The organism is Paraburkholderia piptadeniae (assembly GCF_900007165.1).
Classification (GTDB): Bacteria; Pseudomonadota; Gammaproteobacteria; order Burkholderiales; family Burkholderiaceae; genus Paraburkholderia; species Paraburkholderia piptadeniae.
Genome location: NZ_CYGY02000032.1, coordinates 271,557 through 287,330 on the forward strand (window position 1 = coordinate 271,557; position 15,774 = coordinate 287,330).

Here is a 15,774-nt window from a genome sequence, read left to right on the forward strand (position 1 = left end):
CCGCTTCCTCATGCGACGCATGCACGGTGCCGGATTGTGCCGGGTCGTGCCCGATTCCAACGCCACGCGCCGGGTCGCCCAATCATTGCGCGAATCGTACGCATTGGCGCACAAGTCGCCGTTTCCGTTCCCCGCCATCGCGGATCAACGGGGCGAAGTTTGCCATACAATGCGCAGCATCATGAACGCCAACCGACTGCACCTCCTCCTGCCCTTCGCGCTGCCCGCCGCGGCCGATGCCTCCACCGCGCTGCATTCCCTCGACATCCGGGCTCTCGACAAACTGGTCGCCCGCGCGACGCTCGTCGAGCGCGTGATCGGCGAGGACTTCCAGCGCACGCTGCCGCACGAGCGCTGGGTCGCGCGCAGCTTCGGCGCGGTGCCCGCGGGAACGGCCGCGGCCGACGAGGCGCCGCTCGCGCCGTACATGCTGCTCGCCGACGGCGGCAATCCGGGTGACGCGACGTGGGCCTGCGTGCAGCCCGTGCATGTGAGGATCGCGCACGACCATCTGGTGCTGATCGACCCCGCGTCGCTGGAACTGACCGACGACGACGCGCGCACGCTGCTCGGCGTCGCGCGACCGCTGATCGAGGAACTCGGCGTGCGCATCGAAGCGCCGCAGCCGTCGCGCTGGTATTTGTCGAGCGAGGCGTTCGGCACGCTGGCGGGCGCGTCGCCGCTGCGCGCGAGCGGCCGCAACATCGAAATCTGGCTGCCGCACGAAGCGCACACGGGCGAGCGCTCGCGCGCGTGGATGAAACTGCAGAACGAAGTGCAGATGGCCTGGTTCGAGCACCCGGTGAACGAAGCGCGCGAGGCGCGCGGGCTGCCCGCCGTCAACTCGATCTGGTTCCATGCGCAGGGTGCGGCGCAGCCGGTCAAGAGCGGCTTTACGCGCGTGCTGTCGGATGCGGCGGCGACGCGCGGCCTCGCGCTCGCGGCAAAAGCGGTGACCGACGCGCCGCCCGCATCCTTCGACGCCTGGCGCGCAAATGGCGCCAACGGCAGTGCAGCCGCCACGCTGATCGAACTCGATCCGTTCTCCGCGCCGTTCATCGAGCAGGACTGGGGTCGCTGGAACGACGTATTCGCCACGCTAGAGCGCGACTGGTTCGCGCCCGCGCTGAATGCGCTGCAAGCAGGCCAACTCGGCGAACTCGGTCTCACGCTGTGCGGCGACACCGGCTCGGTGACGCTCGCGATCACGCGCGGCGATCTGCGCAAATTCTGGCGGCGGCGTCTTTTCGCGTCGCTCTTTATCGAATGAACCGTTTTTTTGCGTACTCTTCTGCGCTTCTTCCTGGTCTTGCCGCATGACTCGAATCGTTACGCGCGCCTGCTCTCCCGCCGACGCCGAAGCCCTGATCCGCCACGGCCTGCATCCCGTCCTCGCGCGCCTGTACGCGTCGCGCGGCGTGTGCCTGCCCGATGAAATCGAAACCGGCCTCGCCCGCCTCACGCCGCCCGCGTCGCTCAAAGGCTGCGACACGGCGGCGACGCTGCTCGCCGATGCGCTCGAAGGCAAGCGCCGCATGCTGGTCGTCGCCGATTACGACTGCGACGGCGCGACGGCCTGCGCCGTCGCTGTGCGCGGCTTGCGGATGTTCGGCGCGCAGATCGACTACCTCGTGCCGAACCGCTTCGAATACGGCTACGGCCTCACGCCGGAGATCGTCGCGCTGGCGGCGCAACGTCCAAGCGGCAAGCCCGACCTGCTGATCACCGTCGACAACGGCATTGCGAGCGTGGATGGCGTCGAAGCGGCGAACGCGCTCGGCATCGACGTGCTCGTCACCGATCACCACCTGCCCGGCGACGAACTGCCACCCGCGCGCGCAATCGTCAATCCGAACCAGCCGGGCTGCACGTTTCCGAGCAAGTGCATGGCGGGCGTCGGCGTGATGTTCTATGTGCTGCTCGCGCTGCGCGCGGAACTGCGCCGGCGCGGCGCGTTCGGCGACGCGCGCCCGGAGCCGCGCCTCGACGGCCTGCTCGATCTCGTCGCGCTCGGCACGGTCGCCGATGTCGTGAAGCTCGACGGCAACAATCGCGTGCTGGTCGCGCAAGGCTTGCAGCGCATCCGCAACGGACGCATGCAGCCGGGCATCGCCGCCCTCTTTCGAGCGGCAGGCCGCGATGCGCGCAGCGCGTCGGGCTTCGATCTCGGCTTCGCGCTCGGGCCGCGTCTGAATGCGGCGGGACGGCTGTCGGATATGTCGCTGGGCATCGAATGCCTGTCCACGGACGACGTCGGACGCGCGTGGGAACTCGCGCAGCAGCTCGACGCAATGAACCGCGAGCGGCGCGAAATCGAAGCGGGCATGCAGCAGCAGGCGCTCGACGATCTGTCGACGGTCGATCCCGCCGGCTCGACGACGATCACGCTCTTCAACGCGGCCTGGCACCAGGGCGTGATCGGCATCGTCGCGGGACGGCTGAAGGAAAAATTCCATCGGCCGTCTTTCACGTTCGCGCCCGCCGACGATAGCGGCGAAACCGTCAAAGGCTCGGGCCGCTCGATTCCGGGCTTCCATCTGCGCGACGCGCTCGATCTCGTCTCGAAGCGCGAACCGGGGCTGATCCTGAAGTTCGGCGGCCACGCGATGGCGGCGGGCCTGACGATCGCGGCAATGGATGTCCCACGCTTCACGGCGGCCTTCGAGCAGGTCGGTCGCGAATGGCTGACGGAAGAAGTGCTTGCGCGCACGGTCGAGACGGACGGCGATCTCGAAGATGCGTACTTCACGCCGCAATTCGTCGAGATGCTCGATGCAGCCGTCTGGGGACAGGGCTTTCCGGCGCCCGTTTTCTCGGGCGAGTTCGATGTGATGTCGCAGGCGCTGGTGAAGGACAAGCACCTGAAGCTGCAACTGATGCGCGGCCGGCAGCGCTTCAGCGCGATCTGGTTCAACCATACGCAGCCGTTGCCTGCGCGGACGACGGTCGCCTATCGGCTGTCGGCGGATACGTGGAATGGGGTATCGCGGGTGCAGTTGATCGTTGAGCACGCGGTGTTGTAGGCGGATGGCGCCGTCTCTGGCGCGATGATCCGTTATAATTTCGGTTTTGGCGGAAAGGTCTGCGACGGCCTTTCTTTTGTGGTTTGCCTGGCTTGCCGCTAGCATCCGCATTGCGCCTCGCGGCGCGGGCGTTGCCCCTGTGCGGGGCGGCACTCACTTTCTTTGCCGCCGCAAAGAAAGTAAGCAAAGAAAGCGGGCTCACACCGCCAGTGCTTGACGTTTACCCACGGGCTCTCAACGTCCCCGTGTTTCACGCGGCAGTGTGCTGGCCTATGTTCGTCGCCAACGCTCCGGCTAAACGCCTCACCCGCTTCATGCACGTGTGGCACGGCCAAGGGTATCGAACGTTCCAGAGCCGCATGCCGGTAGTGAATGCGGTTGCTGTGTCGTACAGGACGCCGCCCGCACTTGTAGCGGCATTGCGTAGCGACGGTGTCCCGTGTGGCGCGAAGGCCTACACAAAGTTTGCCGCAAAGGGGCGCGGGAACGTTCGATGTCGCGGGCCGCGACGCGTGTTTATGAAGCGGGTGAGGCGTTTGATCAGTACGCTGGCAACGAAGGCGGACCAGCGAGCTGCCGCGCGAAGTGTGGGGACGCTGAGAGCCCGTGGGTAAAGGTCAAGCACTGGCGGTGCGAGCGGCTTTCTTTTGCCTACTTTTCTTTGCCGCTGCAAAGAAAAGTAGGTGCCGCCCCGCACAGGGGCAACGCCCGCGCCGCGAGGCGCATCGCGGATGCCAGCGCAGGGCAAAGCAAACCGGCACAAAGGCTGTCGCAAACCTCAACCCTATAATTTCTCCTTTTTACGAAGTAGAACACCGACATGGAAGCGGAACGTCTCAACGCGATCGAAGCCTCTCTGGCCGACCTGCGCACGCGCGCGGGCGAGCTACGGGGGTATCTTTGACTACGATGCCAAGGCAGTACGGCTGATCGAAGTCAACAAGGAACTCGAAGACCCGAACGTCTGGAACGACTCGCAGCACGCGCAGGCGCTCGGTAAGGAAAAGAAGCTGCTCGAAGGCGTCGTCGAGGTGCTGGGCTCGCTCGATAACGACCTGCGCGACACGAAGGATCTCTTCGACATGGCGCGCGAGGAAAACGACGAGGACACGCTCGTCGCGTGCGAAGAAGACGCCACGAAGCTGACGGCGCGCATCGAAGACATGGAGTTCCGCCGGATGTTCTCGAATCCGGCCGACCCGAACAACGCGTTCATCGACATCCAGGCAGGCGCCGGCGGCACGGAAGCGTGCGACTGGGCGTCGATGCTGCTGCGCCAGTATCTGCGCTACTGCGAACGCAAGGGCTTCAAGGCCGAAGTGCTCGAAGAATCGGAAGGCGACGTCGCCGGCATCAAGAGCGCGACGATCAAGGTCGAAGGCGAATACGCATACGGCTTCCTGCGCACTGAAACAGGCATTCACCGCCTCGTGCGCAAATCGCCGTTCGACTCGTCGGGCGGCCGTCACACGTCGTTCTCGTCGGTGTTCGTGTATCCGGAAATCGACGAGTCGTTCGAGATCGAAGTCAATCCGGCCGATCTGCGCATCGACACATACCGCGCTTCGGGTGCAGGCGGTCAGCACATCAACAAGACCGACTCCGCCGTGCGTATCACGCACATCCCGTCGGGCATCGTCGTGCAGTGCCAGAACGACCGCTCGCAGCACCGCAACCGCGCCGAAGCGATGGCGATGCTGAAGTCGCGCCTGTACGAAGCCGAAATGCGCAAGCGTCAGTCGGAGCAGGACAAGCTCGAAGCGGGCAAGTCGGACGTGGGCTGGGGCCACCAGATCCGTTCGTACGTGCTCGACAACAGCCGCATCAAGGATCTGCGCACCAACGTCGAAATCAGCAACACGAAGAGCGTGCTCGACGGCGATCTTGACGCGTTCATCAGCGCGAGCCTGAAACAGGGCATCTGAGCGCAACGGGCGCGGCGCATTCCGCCGCGCCAGATTTTTTGACCGCCCGTGCGCCCACGCCATGAAGGCGCGCACGAGGCACCGAACACCGACCATCATCACCATGACCGAACCGACCCAGCCGAATGCGGCCCCGCTGAACGCCGTCGCCGAGTTGGACGACAACCAGATCATCGCCGAGCGCCGCGAAAAGCTGCGCGCGCTGCGCGAACAAGGCGTCGCCTATCCGAACGACTTCCGTCCGACCCATCACGCCGCCGATCTGCAATCCAGATTCGCGGACACCGACAAGGACGCGCTCGAAGCGCAGGCGCTGCAAGTCGCGCTGGCCGGCCGCATGATGCTCAAACGCGTGATGGGCAAGGCGAGCTTCGCGACGGTGCGCGACGGTTCGGGCCAGATCCAGTTCTTCATCACGCCCGCCGACGTCGGCGAAGCGACGTACGAAGCCTTCAAGAAATGGGACCTGGGCGACATCGTCGCGGCGAAGGGCGTGCTGTTCCGCACGAACAAGGGCGAGCTGTCCGTGCGCTGCACGGAACTGCGTCTGCTGTCGAAGGCGCTTCGCCCGCTGCCGGACAAGTTCCACGGTCTCGCGGACCAGGAAATGCGCTATCGCCAGCGCTACGTCGATCTGATCGTCACGCCGGAAGCGCGCAAGACCTTCGTCGCGCGCACGAAGGCGGTGTCGTCGATCCGCAAATTCATGTCCGACGCGAACTTCATGGAAGTCGAAACGCCGATGCTGCACCCGATTCCGGGCGGCGCGGCGGCAAAGCCGTTCGTCACGCACCACAATGCGCTCGACATGCAGATGTTCCTGCGCATCGCGCCCGAACTGTACCTGAAGCGGCTGGTGGTCGGCGGCTTCGAGCGCGTGTTCGAGATCAACCGGAATTTCCGTAACGAGGGCGTGTCGCCGCGTCACAATCCGGAATTCACGATGATGGAGTTCTACGCCGCTTACACCGACTACAAGTGGCTGATGGATTTCACCGAGCAACTGATCCGCCAGGCCGCCGTCGACGCGCTCGGCACCGCGACGATCGCGTATCAGGGCCGCGAGCTGGATCTGTCGAAGCCGTTCCATCGGCTGACGATCACGCAGGCAATCCAGAAATACGCGCCGCAGTACACGGACGCGCAACTGACGGACGGCGCGTTCCTGCGCACGGAACTGAAGAAGTTCGGTGTCGACACGAAGCAGCCGCAATTCCTGAATGCGGGCACGGGCGCGCTGCAACTGGCGCTCTTCGAGGAAACGGCGGAATCGCAACTGTGGGAGCCGACGTTCATCATCGATTACCCCATCGAAGTGTCGCCGCTCGCGCGCGCATCGGATAGCGTCGAAGGCATCACCGAGCGTTTCGAGCTGTTCGTCACGGGCCGCGAAATCGCCAACGGCTTCTCGGAACTGAACGATCCGGAAGACCAGGCTGCGCGCTTCAAGAAGCAGGTCGACCAGAAGGACGCCGGCGACGAGGAAGCCATGTACTACGACGCCGACTATATCCGCGCGCTCGAATACGGCATGCCGCCCGCGGGTGGCTGCGGCATCGGCATCGACCGTCTGGTGATGCTGCTCACCGACAGCCCGAGCATCCGCGACGTCATTCTCTTCCCGCATCTGCGCCGCGAAGACTGATCGCGACGCTATCTCGCCCTTGTCCCGCATAGCGGCATTCGCGCACGGCCAGTGTTCTCTGGCCGTGCGCGCTCCCCTCGCCTCACTACCCTTTCTTGCCGACGCCGACCGGTCGTTTGTAACCATCGGTAAAAGCTGCGCGACGCCAGCGTTCGCCCGTTTCTTCAGAGCCTGCTGAAACGCACGGACGACGCCGATGGCGCCGCTCGGTGCACTTCTTGCATGTCATGCGCGCAAATACTGCGCGCTTCTAACGTTACAAATTGAAACCCCGGCACGAATGGCGTGTCCGACACTTAGGGCTGGGCCTTTTGGCGCATCCTATGCCTCACCTGAGTCTCGAAGGGCAACTCTGTCCGGACGGAGGCCAATCACCATGAACAATCCGAACAACCCGCAAACTTCCCCGCGCCGTCTTCACCCGCTCATTGCGGTGGCGGCGGGCGCCGTCATCATCGCCAGTCTCGCTGCCACGGCAGCCGTGACGGGATTGTTCCCGAAGGCGTCGAGCAACGGCGCGGTCAACGATCAGACGCAATCGGCTGCCGTCACGCAGCAGCAGCAACCTGTCGTCGATACCGCGCAGCCGGCCCGTCTGCCCGCGCAGCCACAGCCGCAAGCCGCCGCTCAACAACAGGCGGCTGAGCAGCAAGCCGCTGAACAGCAGGCGGCCCAGCAACAAGCCCAGCAGGCGCAACAGGCCGAGCAGGCCCCGCGCGCGCCGGCGCCGACGAGCCCGCAATACGCGCAACAGCCGCAGTACGCGCAGCAACCGCAGCAGCAATATGCGCCGCAACAGCCAGCGCAACCGGCCCATTGCTCGACTTGCGGCACGGTCGTCGCTATCTCGGCCGTGCGTCAGGAAGGGCATGGCACGGGCCTTGGTGCCGTCGGCGGCGCGGTAGCGGGCGGTGTCGTCGGCAACCAGTTCGGCAGCGGCAACGGCCGCACGGCGATGACGCTGCTCGGCGCGCTCGGCGGCGGACTCGCCGGCAATTCGGTCGAAAAACATCTGCGCAGCACGACCAGCTACTCAGTGCGCGTACGCATGGAGAACGGCAAGACGCGCTACTTCACCTATCACGAGGCGCCGCCGTTCCAGCAAGGCCAGCGCGTGCGCGTGCAGAACGGCACGCTGGTGGCCGGCTAGGCGAGACGATCCGCGCGCCCTATTCGCGTGCCGCATACGAAAAAAGGCGACTCACACGTGAGTCGCCTTTTCTTTTGCCGCGCCTGAGACGGCAAGCAACGGACAGAACGCGTTCAGTAATCCGCGTCTTCGATCCATGCTGCCTGAATCGCTTCGAGGATCTTTTCGCTCGAGCGGTTTGGATCGTCGTCGAAGCCGTCCAGCTCCATCACCCAGCGGTGAAGATCGGTGAAGCGCACCTGTTGCGGGTCGATTTCCGGATGCTTGTCCGTCAAGGCCATCGCGATGTCTTGCGTGTCGGTCCACTTCATGGCTGCATGCTCCTGTTAGTGATTTTCCTTCGCGTGGTTGATCGAATAACGCGGAATCTCGACAACGAGATCGTCGTCCCCCGGCATGATCGCCTGGCACGACAACCGCGACTCGCGCTCGAGACCCCATGCCTTGTCGAGCAGATCGTCCTCGTCTTCTTCCGACGGTTCCAGCGCGTTGAAGCCCTCACGCACGATCACGTGACACGTCGTGCACGCGCAGGACTTCTCGCACGCATGCTCGATCTCGATGCCGTTGTCGAGCAGATTGTCGCAGACACTCTTACCCGGCACGGCGTCGATGACCGCGCCGTCCGGACACAGTTCGACGTGAGGCAGCACAACGATTTGAGGCATACAAATTCCGTTTGGTCTGTGGGGCACGGACGCCGCCCTTCAGGCACCGTACCATTTTACTAATCGCGCGGCCGTTTTTGGCACGCACTGCGTGATTCTGCGGCGATGCGTGAATCGCGTTTTCACTGCATCGCACTCATTGCGCCAAGCGCGTATCGATGCCTCGCCTTGCCGTCAATACGCGATGTCAAATCTCGTCGAGCTTGCGGCCCGCGAGAGCGCGGCGAATGCTCTTGTCCATCCGTCGCGCGGCGAATTCGTCGGTGCCCTCGGCGAGCGTCTTCGTCGCCGTTTCGATCGCGTCGACGTCATCGCCCGGCGCGACCTTGCGCAGCGCCTCGACGAGGCCGACGAGCGTCGCGCGCTCGTCGGCGTCGAGCAACTCGCCGTCGGCGGCAAGCGCCACTTCCGTCGCTTCGATCAGACGCTGCGCTTCGACCTGCGCCTCGCGCAACGCACGGGCACGCATATCGACTTCCGCCGTCTGGAAGCTGTCTTCGAGCATGCGAGCGACGTCGTCGTCGGCAAGACCGTACGACGGCTTCACGACCACCGACGCCTCCACGCCCGAATGCTGCTCGCGCGCGAACACGGACAGCAGCCCGTCAGCATCCACCTGATAGGTGACGCGGATGCGCGCCGCGCCCGCCGCCATCGGCGGAATGCCGCGCAGCTCGAAGCGCGCGAGCGAACGGCAATCCGACACGAGTTCGCGTTCGCCCTGGACGACGTGAATCGCCATCGCCGTCTGGCCGTCCTTGAAGGTCGTGAATTCCTGCGCACGCGCGGTCGGAATCGTCGAGTTGCGCGGAATGATTTTCTCGGCGAGCCCGCCCATCGTTTCGACGCCCAGCGACAGCGGGATCACGTCGAGCAGCAGCCAGTCGTCGCCGTCGGCGCCACGGTTGCCCGCGAGCAGATCGGCCTGAATCGCGGCGCCGAGCGCCACGACCTGGTCGGGGTCGAGATTCGTCAATGGCGGCTGACCGAAGAAGCTTTCGACGGCGCGGCGAATCACGGGCATGCGCGTCGCGCCGCCGACCAGCACGACACCCTTGATGTCGGCGGGCGTCACTTTCGCATCGCGCAGCGCTTTTTTCGTGGGCCCGAGCGTGCGCTGCACGAGCGCCTGCGTGATCGTTTCGAACGTCGCCTCGTCGACCGCGACGTCGATCTTCGCACCGCTCGCGAGCGTGACCTGGACGGTCGTGCCCGGCGCCGACGACAGCGCCTCCTTCGCTTCGCGCACCGTGTCGAGCAACTGGCGCACGTCTTCGGGCGTCAGCGACTTCGCCGCGACATTAGCCTTTTCCAGCACGTGGCGATACAACGCGTGATCGAAGTCGTCGCCACCGAGCGCCGAATCGCCGCCCGCCGCGAGCACTTCGAAAACGCCCTTTGTCAGCTTCAGGATCGACAGATCGAACGTGCCGCCGCCGAGGTCATACACCGCGTACAGGCCTTCGGCGCCGTTATCGAGACCGTACGCAATCGCGGCCGCCGTCGGCTCGTTCAAGAGACGCAGCACGTTGAGACCGGCAAGACGCGCGGCATCCTTGGTCGCCTGGCGCTGCGCTTCGTCGAAATACGCGGGCACCGTGATGACGGCACCGACGAGTTCGTCGCCGAGCGTGTCTTCGGCGCGATAGCGCAGCGTCGCGAGAATTTCCGCCGACACTTCGACGGGACTCTTCACGCCGTCGACAGTGCGGATCTGCACCATGCCCGGCGCGTCGACGAAATCGTACGGCGCGTTTTCCGCGTGCTCGACTTCGCTCTTGCCGCGACCCATGAAGCGCTTGACGGAGACGATCGTGTTGCGCGGATCGGTGACGGCTTCCGCTTTCGCCACGCGCCCGATGCGCCGGCCGCCCTTCTCCAGATACCGCACGACGGAGGGCAGCAGATAGTGGCCGTCGTCATCGGGCAAAACGTCGGGCACGCCGCTGCGCACCGCCGCGACGAGAGAGTTGGTGGTGCCGAGGTCGATGCCGACGGCGAGTCGCCGCTGATGCGGCGCGGGCGCCATGCCGGGTTCGGAAATTTGCAGTAAGGCCATCTGGAATCTTCTTCGGGTCCGTCGGGGTCGATCGTGATCGATCATGCCCCAGTCCTGATCATGTCGGTTCGCGTGTTGTCTACGCGCCGCGCTAGTTTTCGAGTCGTTCGATCTGCGTGCCGATCTCCGACGCCACGCGCTCGATGAACATCAGTTGTCGCACCGCTTCGCCTGCCGCCTGGTTCGAGCCGCTGTCGAGCAACGCGGCCAGCTTCGCGAAGCGCACCTTCTCTTCGTCGCGCAGTTCCGCGAGCAGCGCGTCGAGCGCATCGACATTCTTCGCCGCCGACGCGTCCTCGATGCTCTCGCGCCATTCCATCTGCTGCATCAGGAATGCCGGCTCCATCGCCGTGTTGTTCTCCGCGCCGACGTCGACGCCGCGCAGCGACAGCAGATAGCGCGCGCGCCTGAGCGGATCACGCAGCGTCTGATACGCCTCGTTCGTGCGCGTCGCCCATTGCATCGCGATGCGCTTCTGCGCGTCGCCCGCCGCGGCGAAGCGGTCGGGATGCACCTGCGCCTGCACCGTGCGGTACGCGTGGTCGAGCGCGGAAGCGTCGAGCACGAACTGCTCGGGCAGATCGAAGAGTTTGAAGTGACTGTCGTTCAGCGAGGCCATCAGTTTGGTTTGTCCGTCGAAAGCGCGTGGCGAAGGTCAGGCAGGCATCTTGCGATGTTCATGGCGAAATTGAAAAAAGGCGGCACAGGCCGCCTTTTCCGCGTAATCCGCGCGCTTACACGCGGAACGATTCGCCGCAGCCGCATTCGTCCTTCACGTTCGGATTGTTGAACTTGAAGCCTTCATTCAGCCCTTCGCGCGCGAAGTCGAGCTCGGTCCCGTCGATATAGGCGAGGCTCTTCGGGTCGACCACGATCTTCACGCCATTGCATTCGAACACCTGGTCTTCAGGTGCGAGTTCATCGACGTACTCGAGCTTGTATGCGAGGCCCGAGCAACCCGTCGTGCGCACACCGAGCCGCAGTCCGACGCCCTTGCCGCGTCGGGTCAGATATTTCTGGACGTGTTGTGCTGCCTTTTCGGTCAACGTAATTGCCATAGCGTTTCTCTATGTGCGGCACGCCGTCGTTTCTCACGACCCGTGTCGCGACCCTGCCTGCATCTCAAATCGTTCCGGCGGGCGACGATTTCAAGGATCGATCGCCACGCCGCGCCACTATCGCGCTCAAAGCCACGCGCAATGCGTGCTTACGCCGACTGCTCGGCGCTCGCTGCGCCAGCCGTTTCGCCATGACGCTGCTTGTAGTCGGCAACCGCTGCCTTGATCGCGTCTTCCGCGAGAATCGAGCAGTGGATCTTTACCGGAGGCAGCGCCAGTTCTTCGGCGATCTGCGTGTTCTTGATCGTGAGCGCCTGATCGAGCGTCTTGCCCTTCACCCATTCCGTGACGAGCGAGCTCGACGCGATGGCCGAACCGCAGCCGTACGTCTTGAACTTCGCGTCCTCGATGACGCCGTCCGCGCCAACGCGGATCTGCAGCTTCATCACGTCGCCACAAGCCGGCGCGCCGACCATGCCCGTACCGACGGTATCGTCGTCTTTCGCGAACGAGCCGACGTTGCGCGGGTTTTCGTAGTGGTCCAGAACCTTGTCGCTATATGCCATGTTGTCACTCCTTGATTCGATTCAACCTGCGTTCGTGATCGACTGATTCGGGCGCGCTCAGTGCGCGGCCCACTGGATCGTCGACAGATCGATGCCGTCCTTGTGCATTTCCCACAGCGGCGACAGATCGCGCAGCTTCGCGATCTTGCTCTTCAGCAGGTTGATCACATAATCGACGTCCTGTTCCGTCGTGAAGCGGCCAACCGTGAAGCGGATCGAGCTGTGAGCCAGCTCGTCGTTGCGGCCGAGCGCGCGCAACACATACGACGGCTCCAGCGAAGCCGACGTGCACGCCGAGCCCGACGACACCGCGACATCCTTCACCGCCATGATCAGCGACTCGCCTTCGACGAAGTTGAAGCTGATGTTCAGGTTGTGCGGCACACGCTGTTCCATGTCGCCGTTCACATACGTTTCCTCGATCTCTTGCAGCCCGCGCAGCAGCTTGTCGCGCAGCATGCGGACGCGTTCGTTTTCGGTCGCCATTTCTTCGCGCGCGATGCGGAACGCTTCACCCATACCGACGATCTGGTGCGTCGCCAGCGTGCCCGAGCGCATGCCACGCTCGTGGCCGCCGCCGTGCATCTGCGCTTCGATGCGCACGCGCGGCTTGCGGCGCACATACAGCGCGCCGATGCCCTTCGGGCCATACGTCTTGTGCGCCGAGAACGACATCAGGTCGACCTTCAGCTTCTGCAGGTCGATTTCGACCTTGCCCGTCGCCTGCGCTGCGTCGACGTGGAAAATGATGCCCTTCTCGCGGCAGATCTCGCCGATCGTCTCGATCTCCTGAATGACGCCGATCTCGTTGTTCACGTGCATCACCGACACCAGAATCGTGTCCGGGCGCAGCGCTGCCTTGAACACTTCCAGATCGACCAGGCCGTCGTCCTTCACGTCCAGATACGTCACTTCGAAGCCTTCGCGCTCGAGCTCGCGGCAGGTGTCGAGCACGGCCTTGTGCTCGGTCTTCACCGTGATCACATGCTTGCCCTTCGTCTTGTAGAAGTGCGCAGCGCCCTTGATCGCGAGGTTGTCCGATTCCGTCGCGCCCGACGTCCAGATGATTTCGCGCGGGTCGGCGTTGACGAGCGCCGCGACGTTCTCGCGCGCTTCCTCGACGGCACGCTCCGCGTCCCAGCCGTACGCGTGGCTGCGCGACGCCGGGTTGCCGAACTGCTCGCGCAGATACGGAATCATCTTGTCCACCACGCGCGGATCGACAGGCGTCGTCGCGCTGTAGTCCATGTAAATGGGCAGGTGGGGAATGTCGTTATTCATCAATCGCTCCGGGGACATCAGTGCATTTGGCTTTGCGGGTCTGGCGTGCGCGTCTGATTGCGCGCACTGTCAGCCGGCCATATTGAAAACGGAATTCGGACCTTTCGGCACCACGCGCGGCTCGACGGCGGGCGCTTCGGTGCGCCGGTCGCGCAGCACGGCCGTCGCACCTTCGCGCGAGCGCTGCTGGTCGACCAGGTCTTTCAGGGAAACGGAGTCGAGATACTCGACCATCTTCTGGTTCAGCGTCGACCACAGTTCGTGCGTCATGCAGTGGCCGTCGTGATGCTTCGTGCCCTCGCACGAGCCCTTGCCGCCGCACTGCGTGGCATCGAGCGGCTCGTCGACGGCGATGATGATGTCCGCCACCGTCACATCCTCGGCGCGGCGCGCGAGGTTGTAGCCGCCGCCCGGCCCGCGCACGGATTCGACGATCTCGTGCCGGCGCAGCTTGCCGAACAGCTGCTCGAGGTAGGACAAGGAGATGTGTTGGCGCTGGCTGATACCCGCAAGCGTCACCGGGCCCTGCTCCTGGCGCAAAGCCAGGTCGATCATCGCCGTGACGGCGAAACGGCCTTTCGTGGTGAGTCTCATATGTGGTGGGAACCGCAATTCTCGACAAGTTTGGTCAAGTATAAATACATGACGAATTTAGTCAAGTATCCCCGGCGTGATTTGGGTCATTCGCTTAACGAAAACTTTTGTTACACGGTCAATTGGGGCCGAAGTGCCGCGATGAGACCACGACAGGCGGCTTCGCATTGGTCCAGCACGATTTCGAAGCCCTCGCCGCCCCCGAAGTAGGGGTCGACGACTTCGCGTGTATCGAAACCTGGCGCAACTTTTTCCACTTCACGCGCGGCCGGCGCGTCCGTGTCCGTCGCAAATTCCATCAGCAGACGAATCTTGTCCTGCTGCGCTGGCGGACAGATCTGTTTGAGCGCCGCGACATTCTTGTCGTCCATCGCGATCATCAGATCGAAGCGCTCGAAATCGGCGGCGGTGATCTGCCGTCCACGAAATGTCGACAAATCGTAACCGCGGCTTTTGGCTGCACGCTGCGCGCGCTCGTCCGGCGCTTCGCCGATGTGCCAGTCGCCCGTGCCCGCCGAATCGACGATCACGTGATCAGTCAGCTTCGCCTCGGCCAGCATGTGCCGCATGACGCCTTCCGCAGTCGGGGAACGGCAGATGTTCCCAAGGCAAACGAAGCAGATGGCGACGGTATTCATCGATGGCTGAGCGGCCCAGCCGCATATGTCATAAAAGGTGAAACGGTGCCGCGATTATACAAAGCCGTGCAAAATCACGCCGGCGTCTTGCCAGCCTTGCCGATCAGAGCGGCTGTGCAGGCATGCGGGCGGCCGGGTGCATCGGAGCAACGGGCATCGACGCTTCGCCGCCGACGAATCCGTAAGACACCGTGCGCGCGAGTTCCGCCGACACGCGCTCGGCAGCGAGCGGCGACTGCGACGATTGCGCACCCGCGTCGTTGTACAGATGCAGGTACGCAGCGACCGCGAGCGGCACGATGATTGCCCAAGGCCAATACACCGATATTTTCTTTTTCATGATGTCGTTCTCTCAAAGCGGGCCGAGGTGCACAGGCGCACTTTGCCCAGTGGAAATGATAGATGAGGGCGCAATCCGGAAAAACCCACCCCAGGACAACGCTGCGTTGCAATTGGATGAACAGTCGGACCACTGACCAATTTGCAGCTGCCGGCTTGCGCCTTTCGGGAGCCGAAAGAAATCCTTACAAAAGCACACACAGGTAATACTCAGCTGGCGCTACAAATGACGTATGGGCAATGTGCCTCTTGTCTGTCTGTCTAACACTCAAATGAAACGTCTTATTCCTTCTCTCGCACCCATTGCCGCAGTTGTCTGCGTGGCCGCCGCACTCGGTGGCTGTGCCGCCTATCCGTATGGCGGAGCGCCCGCCTATGGCTACAGCGATGGCTACTACGACCCGTACGGCGCGCCAGTGTACGGCTATGCCGAGCCGCCCGTGCAATCGAGCCTGTTCCTCGGCTTCGGCGGTGGCGGTTATTCACGCGACTACGATCACCGTCACTGGGGCGGCTGGGGCGATCGTGGCCATGATCACGATCGAGGAAACGGGAACGATCACCGTGGACCGAACGGCGGCGGCGCGCCGCATGGGCCGCCACCGCAAGCGAACAACCCGCCGATGAACGCGGGCGGCGGCGGGCACGGCGCCCGGCCACCCGTTCAGGCGGGTGGGGGGCAACCGCAAGGTGGCAGCCGGGGTGGAGGAGATCGCAGAGCAGGCGGCCAAACCAGCACCTGGCACTGACGGACGCCTGCCAACAGGCTTCCATCCACGGCCAAAGAACAAGAGGCTGCATCGCTCAGGCGATGCAGCCTCTCTCTGT

16 protein-coding genes are annotated in these 15,774 nt (G+C 64.0%); 6 read left to right on the plus strand and 10 right to left on the minus strand.

Going from position 1 to position 15,774, the window contains the following annotated elements:
- The first annotated feature begins 169 nt into the window (after positions 1-169).
- The 5 genes from BN2476_RS17790 to BN2476_RS17815 all read left to right on the plus strand — a co-directional run bounded on the left by BN2476_RS17790 (position 170) and on the right by BN2476_RS17815 (position 7,743).
- Positions 170-1,270 (plus strand): regulator, encoded by a 1,101-nt coding sequence (locus BN2476_RS17790; RefSeq protein ID WP_087735471.1) that lies wholly within the window; start codon positions 170-172, stop codon positions 1,268-1,270.
- A 46-nt stretch (positions 1,271-1,316) separates the two neighbouring features.
- Positions 1,317-3,023: a single-stranded-DNA-specific exonuclease RecJ gene (gene recJ / locus BN2476_RS17795; protein ID WP_087735472.1), complete on the plus strand. Its 1,707-nt coding sequence runs from the start codon at positions 1,317-1,319 to the stop codon at positions 3,021-3,023.
- Between the two features lie 820 nt (positions 3,024-3,843).
- Positions 3,844-4,948, plus strand: a protein-coding gene (prfB, locus tag BN2476_RS17805; protein ID WP_143810984.1) for a peptide chain release factor 2 whose coding sequence is annotated in 2 segments (ribosomal slippage) — positions 3,844-3,924 and positions 3,926-4,948 — 1,104 coding nt in all. Because the reading frame shifts where the segments join, the coding sequence is not laid out codon by codon here.
- 103 nt (positions 4,949-5,051) lie between these two features.
- Complete coding sequence (gene lysS, locus BN2476_RS17810) at positions 5,052-6,593, plus strand: lysine--tRNA ligase (RefSeq protein WP_087735474.1); 1,542 nt, start codon at positions 5,052-5,054, stop codon at positions 6,591-6,593.
- A 376-nt stretch (positions 6,594-6,969) separates the two neighbouring features.
- On the plus strand, positions 6,970-7,743 hold the full coding sequence (locus BN2476_RS17815; RefSeq protein ID WP_087735475.1) for a glycine zipper 2TM domain-containing protein: 774 nt from the start codon (positions 6,970-6,972) through the stop codon (positions 7,741-7,743).
- A 113-nt stretch (positions 7,744-7,856) separates the two neighbouring features.
- Here the strand turns inward: BN2476_RS17815 and iscX are convergent, their stop codons facing one another.
- From iscX to BN2476_RS17865, 10 genes are all read right to left on the minus strand, one after another.
- Positions 7,857-8,054 (minus strand): Fe-S cluster assembly protein IscX, encoded by a 198-nt coding sequence (gene iscX, locus BN2476_RS17820; protein WP_087735476.1) that lies wholly within the window; start codon positions 8,052-8,054, stop codon positions 7,857-7,859.
- Positions 8,055-8,069: 15 nt separating this feature from the next.
- A complete protein-coding gene (gene fdx / locus BN2476_RS17825) occupies positions 8,070-8,411 on the minus strand; it encodes an ISC system 2Fe-2S type ferredoxin (protein ID WP_087735477.1) in 342 nt (113 codons plus the stop codon).
- Positions 8,412-8,598: 187 nt separating this feature from the next.
- A complete protein-coding gene (hscA, locus tag BN2476_RS17830) occupies positions 8,599-10,470 on the minus strand; it encodes a Fe-S protein assembly chaperone HscA (RefSeq protein WP_087735478.1) in 1,872 nt (623 codons plus the stop codon).
- Between the two features lie 91 nt (positions 10,471-10,561).
- A complete protein-coding gene (gene hscB / locus BN2476_RS17835) occupies positions 10,562-11,089 on the minus strand; it encodes a Fe-S protein assembly co-chaperone HscB (protein WP_087735479.1) in 528 nt (175 codons plus the stop codon).
- A gap of 115 nt (positions 11,090-11,204) precedes the next feature.
- Entirely contained in the window at positions 11,205-11,528 is a 324-nt protein-coding gene (gene iscA / locus BN2476_RS17840) for an iron-sulfur cluster assembly protein IscA (protein ID WP_013588922.1), read from the minus strand.
- Positions 11,529-11,677: 149 nt separating this feature from the next.
- The gene (gene iscU / locus BN2476_RS17845; protein ID WP_087735480.1) at positions 11,678-12,094 is read right to left on the minus strand and encodes a Fe-S cluster assembly scaffold IscU; all 417 of its coding nucleotides are present in this window, start codon (positions 12,092-12,094) and stop codon (positions 11,678-11,680) included.
- Between the two features lie 57 nt (positions 12,095-12,151).
- Entirely contained in the window at positions 12,152-13,375 is a 1,224-nt protein-coding gene (locus BN2476_RS17850) for an IscS subfamily cysteine desulfurase (protein WP_087735481.1), read from the minus strand.
- A gap of 69 nt (positions 13,376-13,444) precedes the next feature.
- A complete protein-coding gene (iscR, locus tag BN2476_RS17855) occupies positions 13,445-13,969 on the minus strand; it encodes a Fe-S cluster assembly transcriptional regulator IscR (RefSeq protein ID WP_054924799.1) in 525 nt (174 codons plus the stop codon).
- 110 nt (positions 13,970-14,079) lie between these two features.
- Positions 14,080-14,607, minus strand: a complete 528-nt coding sequence (locus BN2476_RS17860; protein ID WP_087735482.1) for a low molecular weight protein-tyrosine-phosphatase — start codon at positions 14,605-14,607, stop codon at positions 14,080-14,082.
- 103 nt (positions 14,608-14,710) lie between these two features.
- Positions 14,711-14,947, minus strand: a complete 237-nt coding sequence (locus BN2476_RS17865) for a hypothetical protein (RefSeq protein ID WP_087735483.1) — start codon at positions 14,945-14,947, stop codon at positions 14,711-14,713.
- Positions 14,948-15,218: 271 nt separating this feature from the next.
- Here BN2476_RS17865 and BN2476_RS17870 point away from each other — a divergent pair, with 271 nt between their 5' ends.
- Positions 15,219-15,695: a hypothetical protein gene (locus BN2476_RS17870; protein ID WP_087735484.1), complete on the plus strand. Its 477-nt coding sequence runs from the start codon at positions 15,219-15,221 to the stop codon at positions 15,693-15,695.
- The last annotated feature ends 79 nt before the right edge of the window (positions 15,696-15,774 follow it).

Coding starts and splice junctions, on each gene's coding strand:
- BN2476_RS17790 (WP_087735471.1), top strand. CDS start 170: ATGCGCAGCATCATGAACGCCAACCGACTGCACCTCCTCCTGCCCTTC.
- recJ (WP_087735472.1), top strand. CDS start 1,317: ATGACTCGAATCGTTACGCGCGCCTGCTCTCCCGCCGACGCCGAAGCC.
- lysS (WP_087735474.1), top strand. CDS start 5,052: ATGACCGAACCGACCCAGCCGAATGCGGCCCCGCTGAACGCCGTCGCC.
- BN2476_RS17815 (WP_087735475.1), top strand. CDS start 6,970: ATGAACAATCCGAACAACCCGCAAACTTCCCCGCGCCGTCTTCACCCG.
- iscX (WP_087735476.1), bottom strand. CDS start 8,054: ATGAAGTGGACCGACACGCAAGACATCGCGATGGCCTTGACGGACAAG.
- fdx (WP_087735477.1), bottom strand. CDS start 8,411: ATGCCTCAAATCGTTGTGCTGCCTCACGTCGAACTGTGTCCGGACGGC.
- hscA (WP_087735478.1), bottom strand. CDS start 10,470: ATGGCCTTACTGCAAATTTCCGAACCCGGCATGGCGCCCGCGCCGCAT.
- hscB (WP_087735479.1), bottom strand. CDS start 11,089: ATGGCCTCGCTGAACGACAGTCACTTCAAACTCTTCGATCTGCCCGAG.
- iscA (WP_013588922.1), bottom strand. CDS start 11,528: ATGGCAATTACGTTGACCGAAAAGGCAGCACAACACGTCCAGAAATAT.
- iscU (WP_087735480.1), bottom strand. CDS start 12,094: ATGGCATATAGCGACAAGGTTCTGGACCACTACGAAAACCCGCGCAAC.
- BN2476_RS17850 (WP_087735481.1), bottom strand. CDS start 13,375: ATGAATAACGACATTCCCCACCTGCCCATTTACATGGACTACAGCGCG.
- iscR (WP_054924799.1), bottom strand. CDS start 13,969: ATGAGACTCACCACGAAAGGCCGTTTCGCCGTCACGGCGATGATCGAC.
- BN2476_RS17860 (WP_087735482.1), bottom strand. CDS start 14,607: ATGAATACCGTCGCCATCTGCTTCGTTTGCCTTGGGAACATCTGCCGT.
- BN2476_RS17865 (WP_087735483.1), bottom strand. CDS start 14,947: ATGAAAAAGAAAATATCGGTGTATTGGCCTTGGGCAATCATCGTGCCG.
- BN2476_RS17870 (WP_087735484.1), top strand. CDS start 15,219: ATGAAACGTCTTATTCCTTCTCTCGCACCCATTGCCGCAGTTGTCTGC.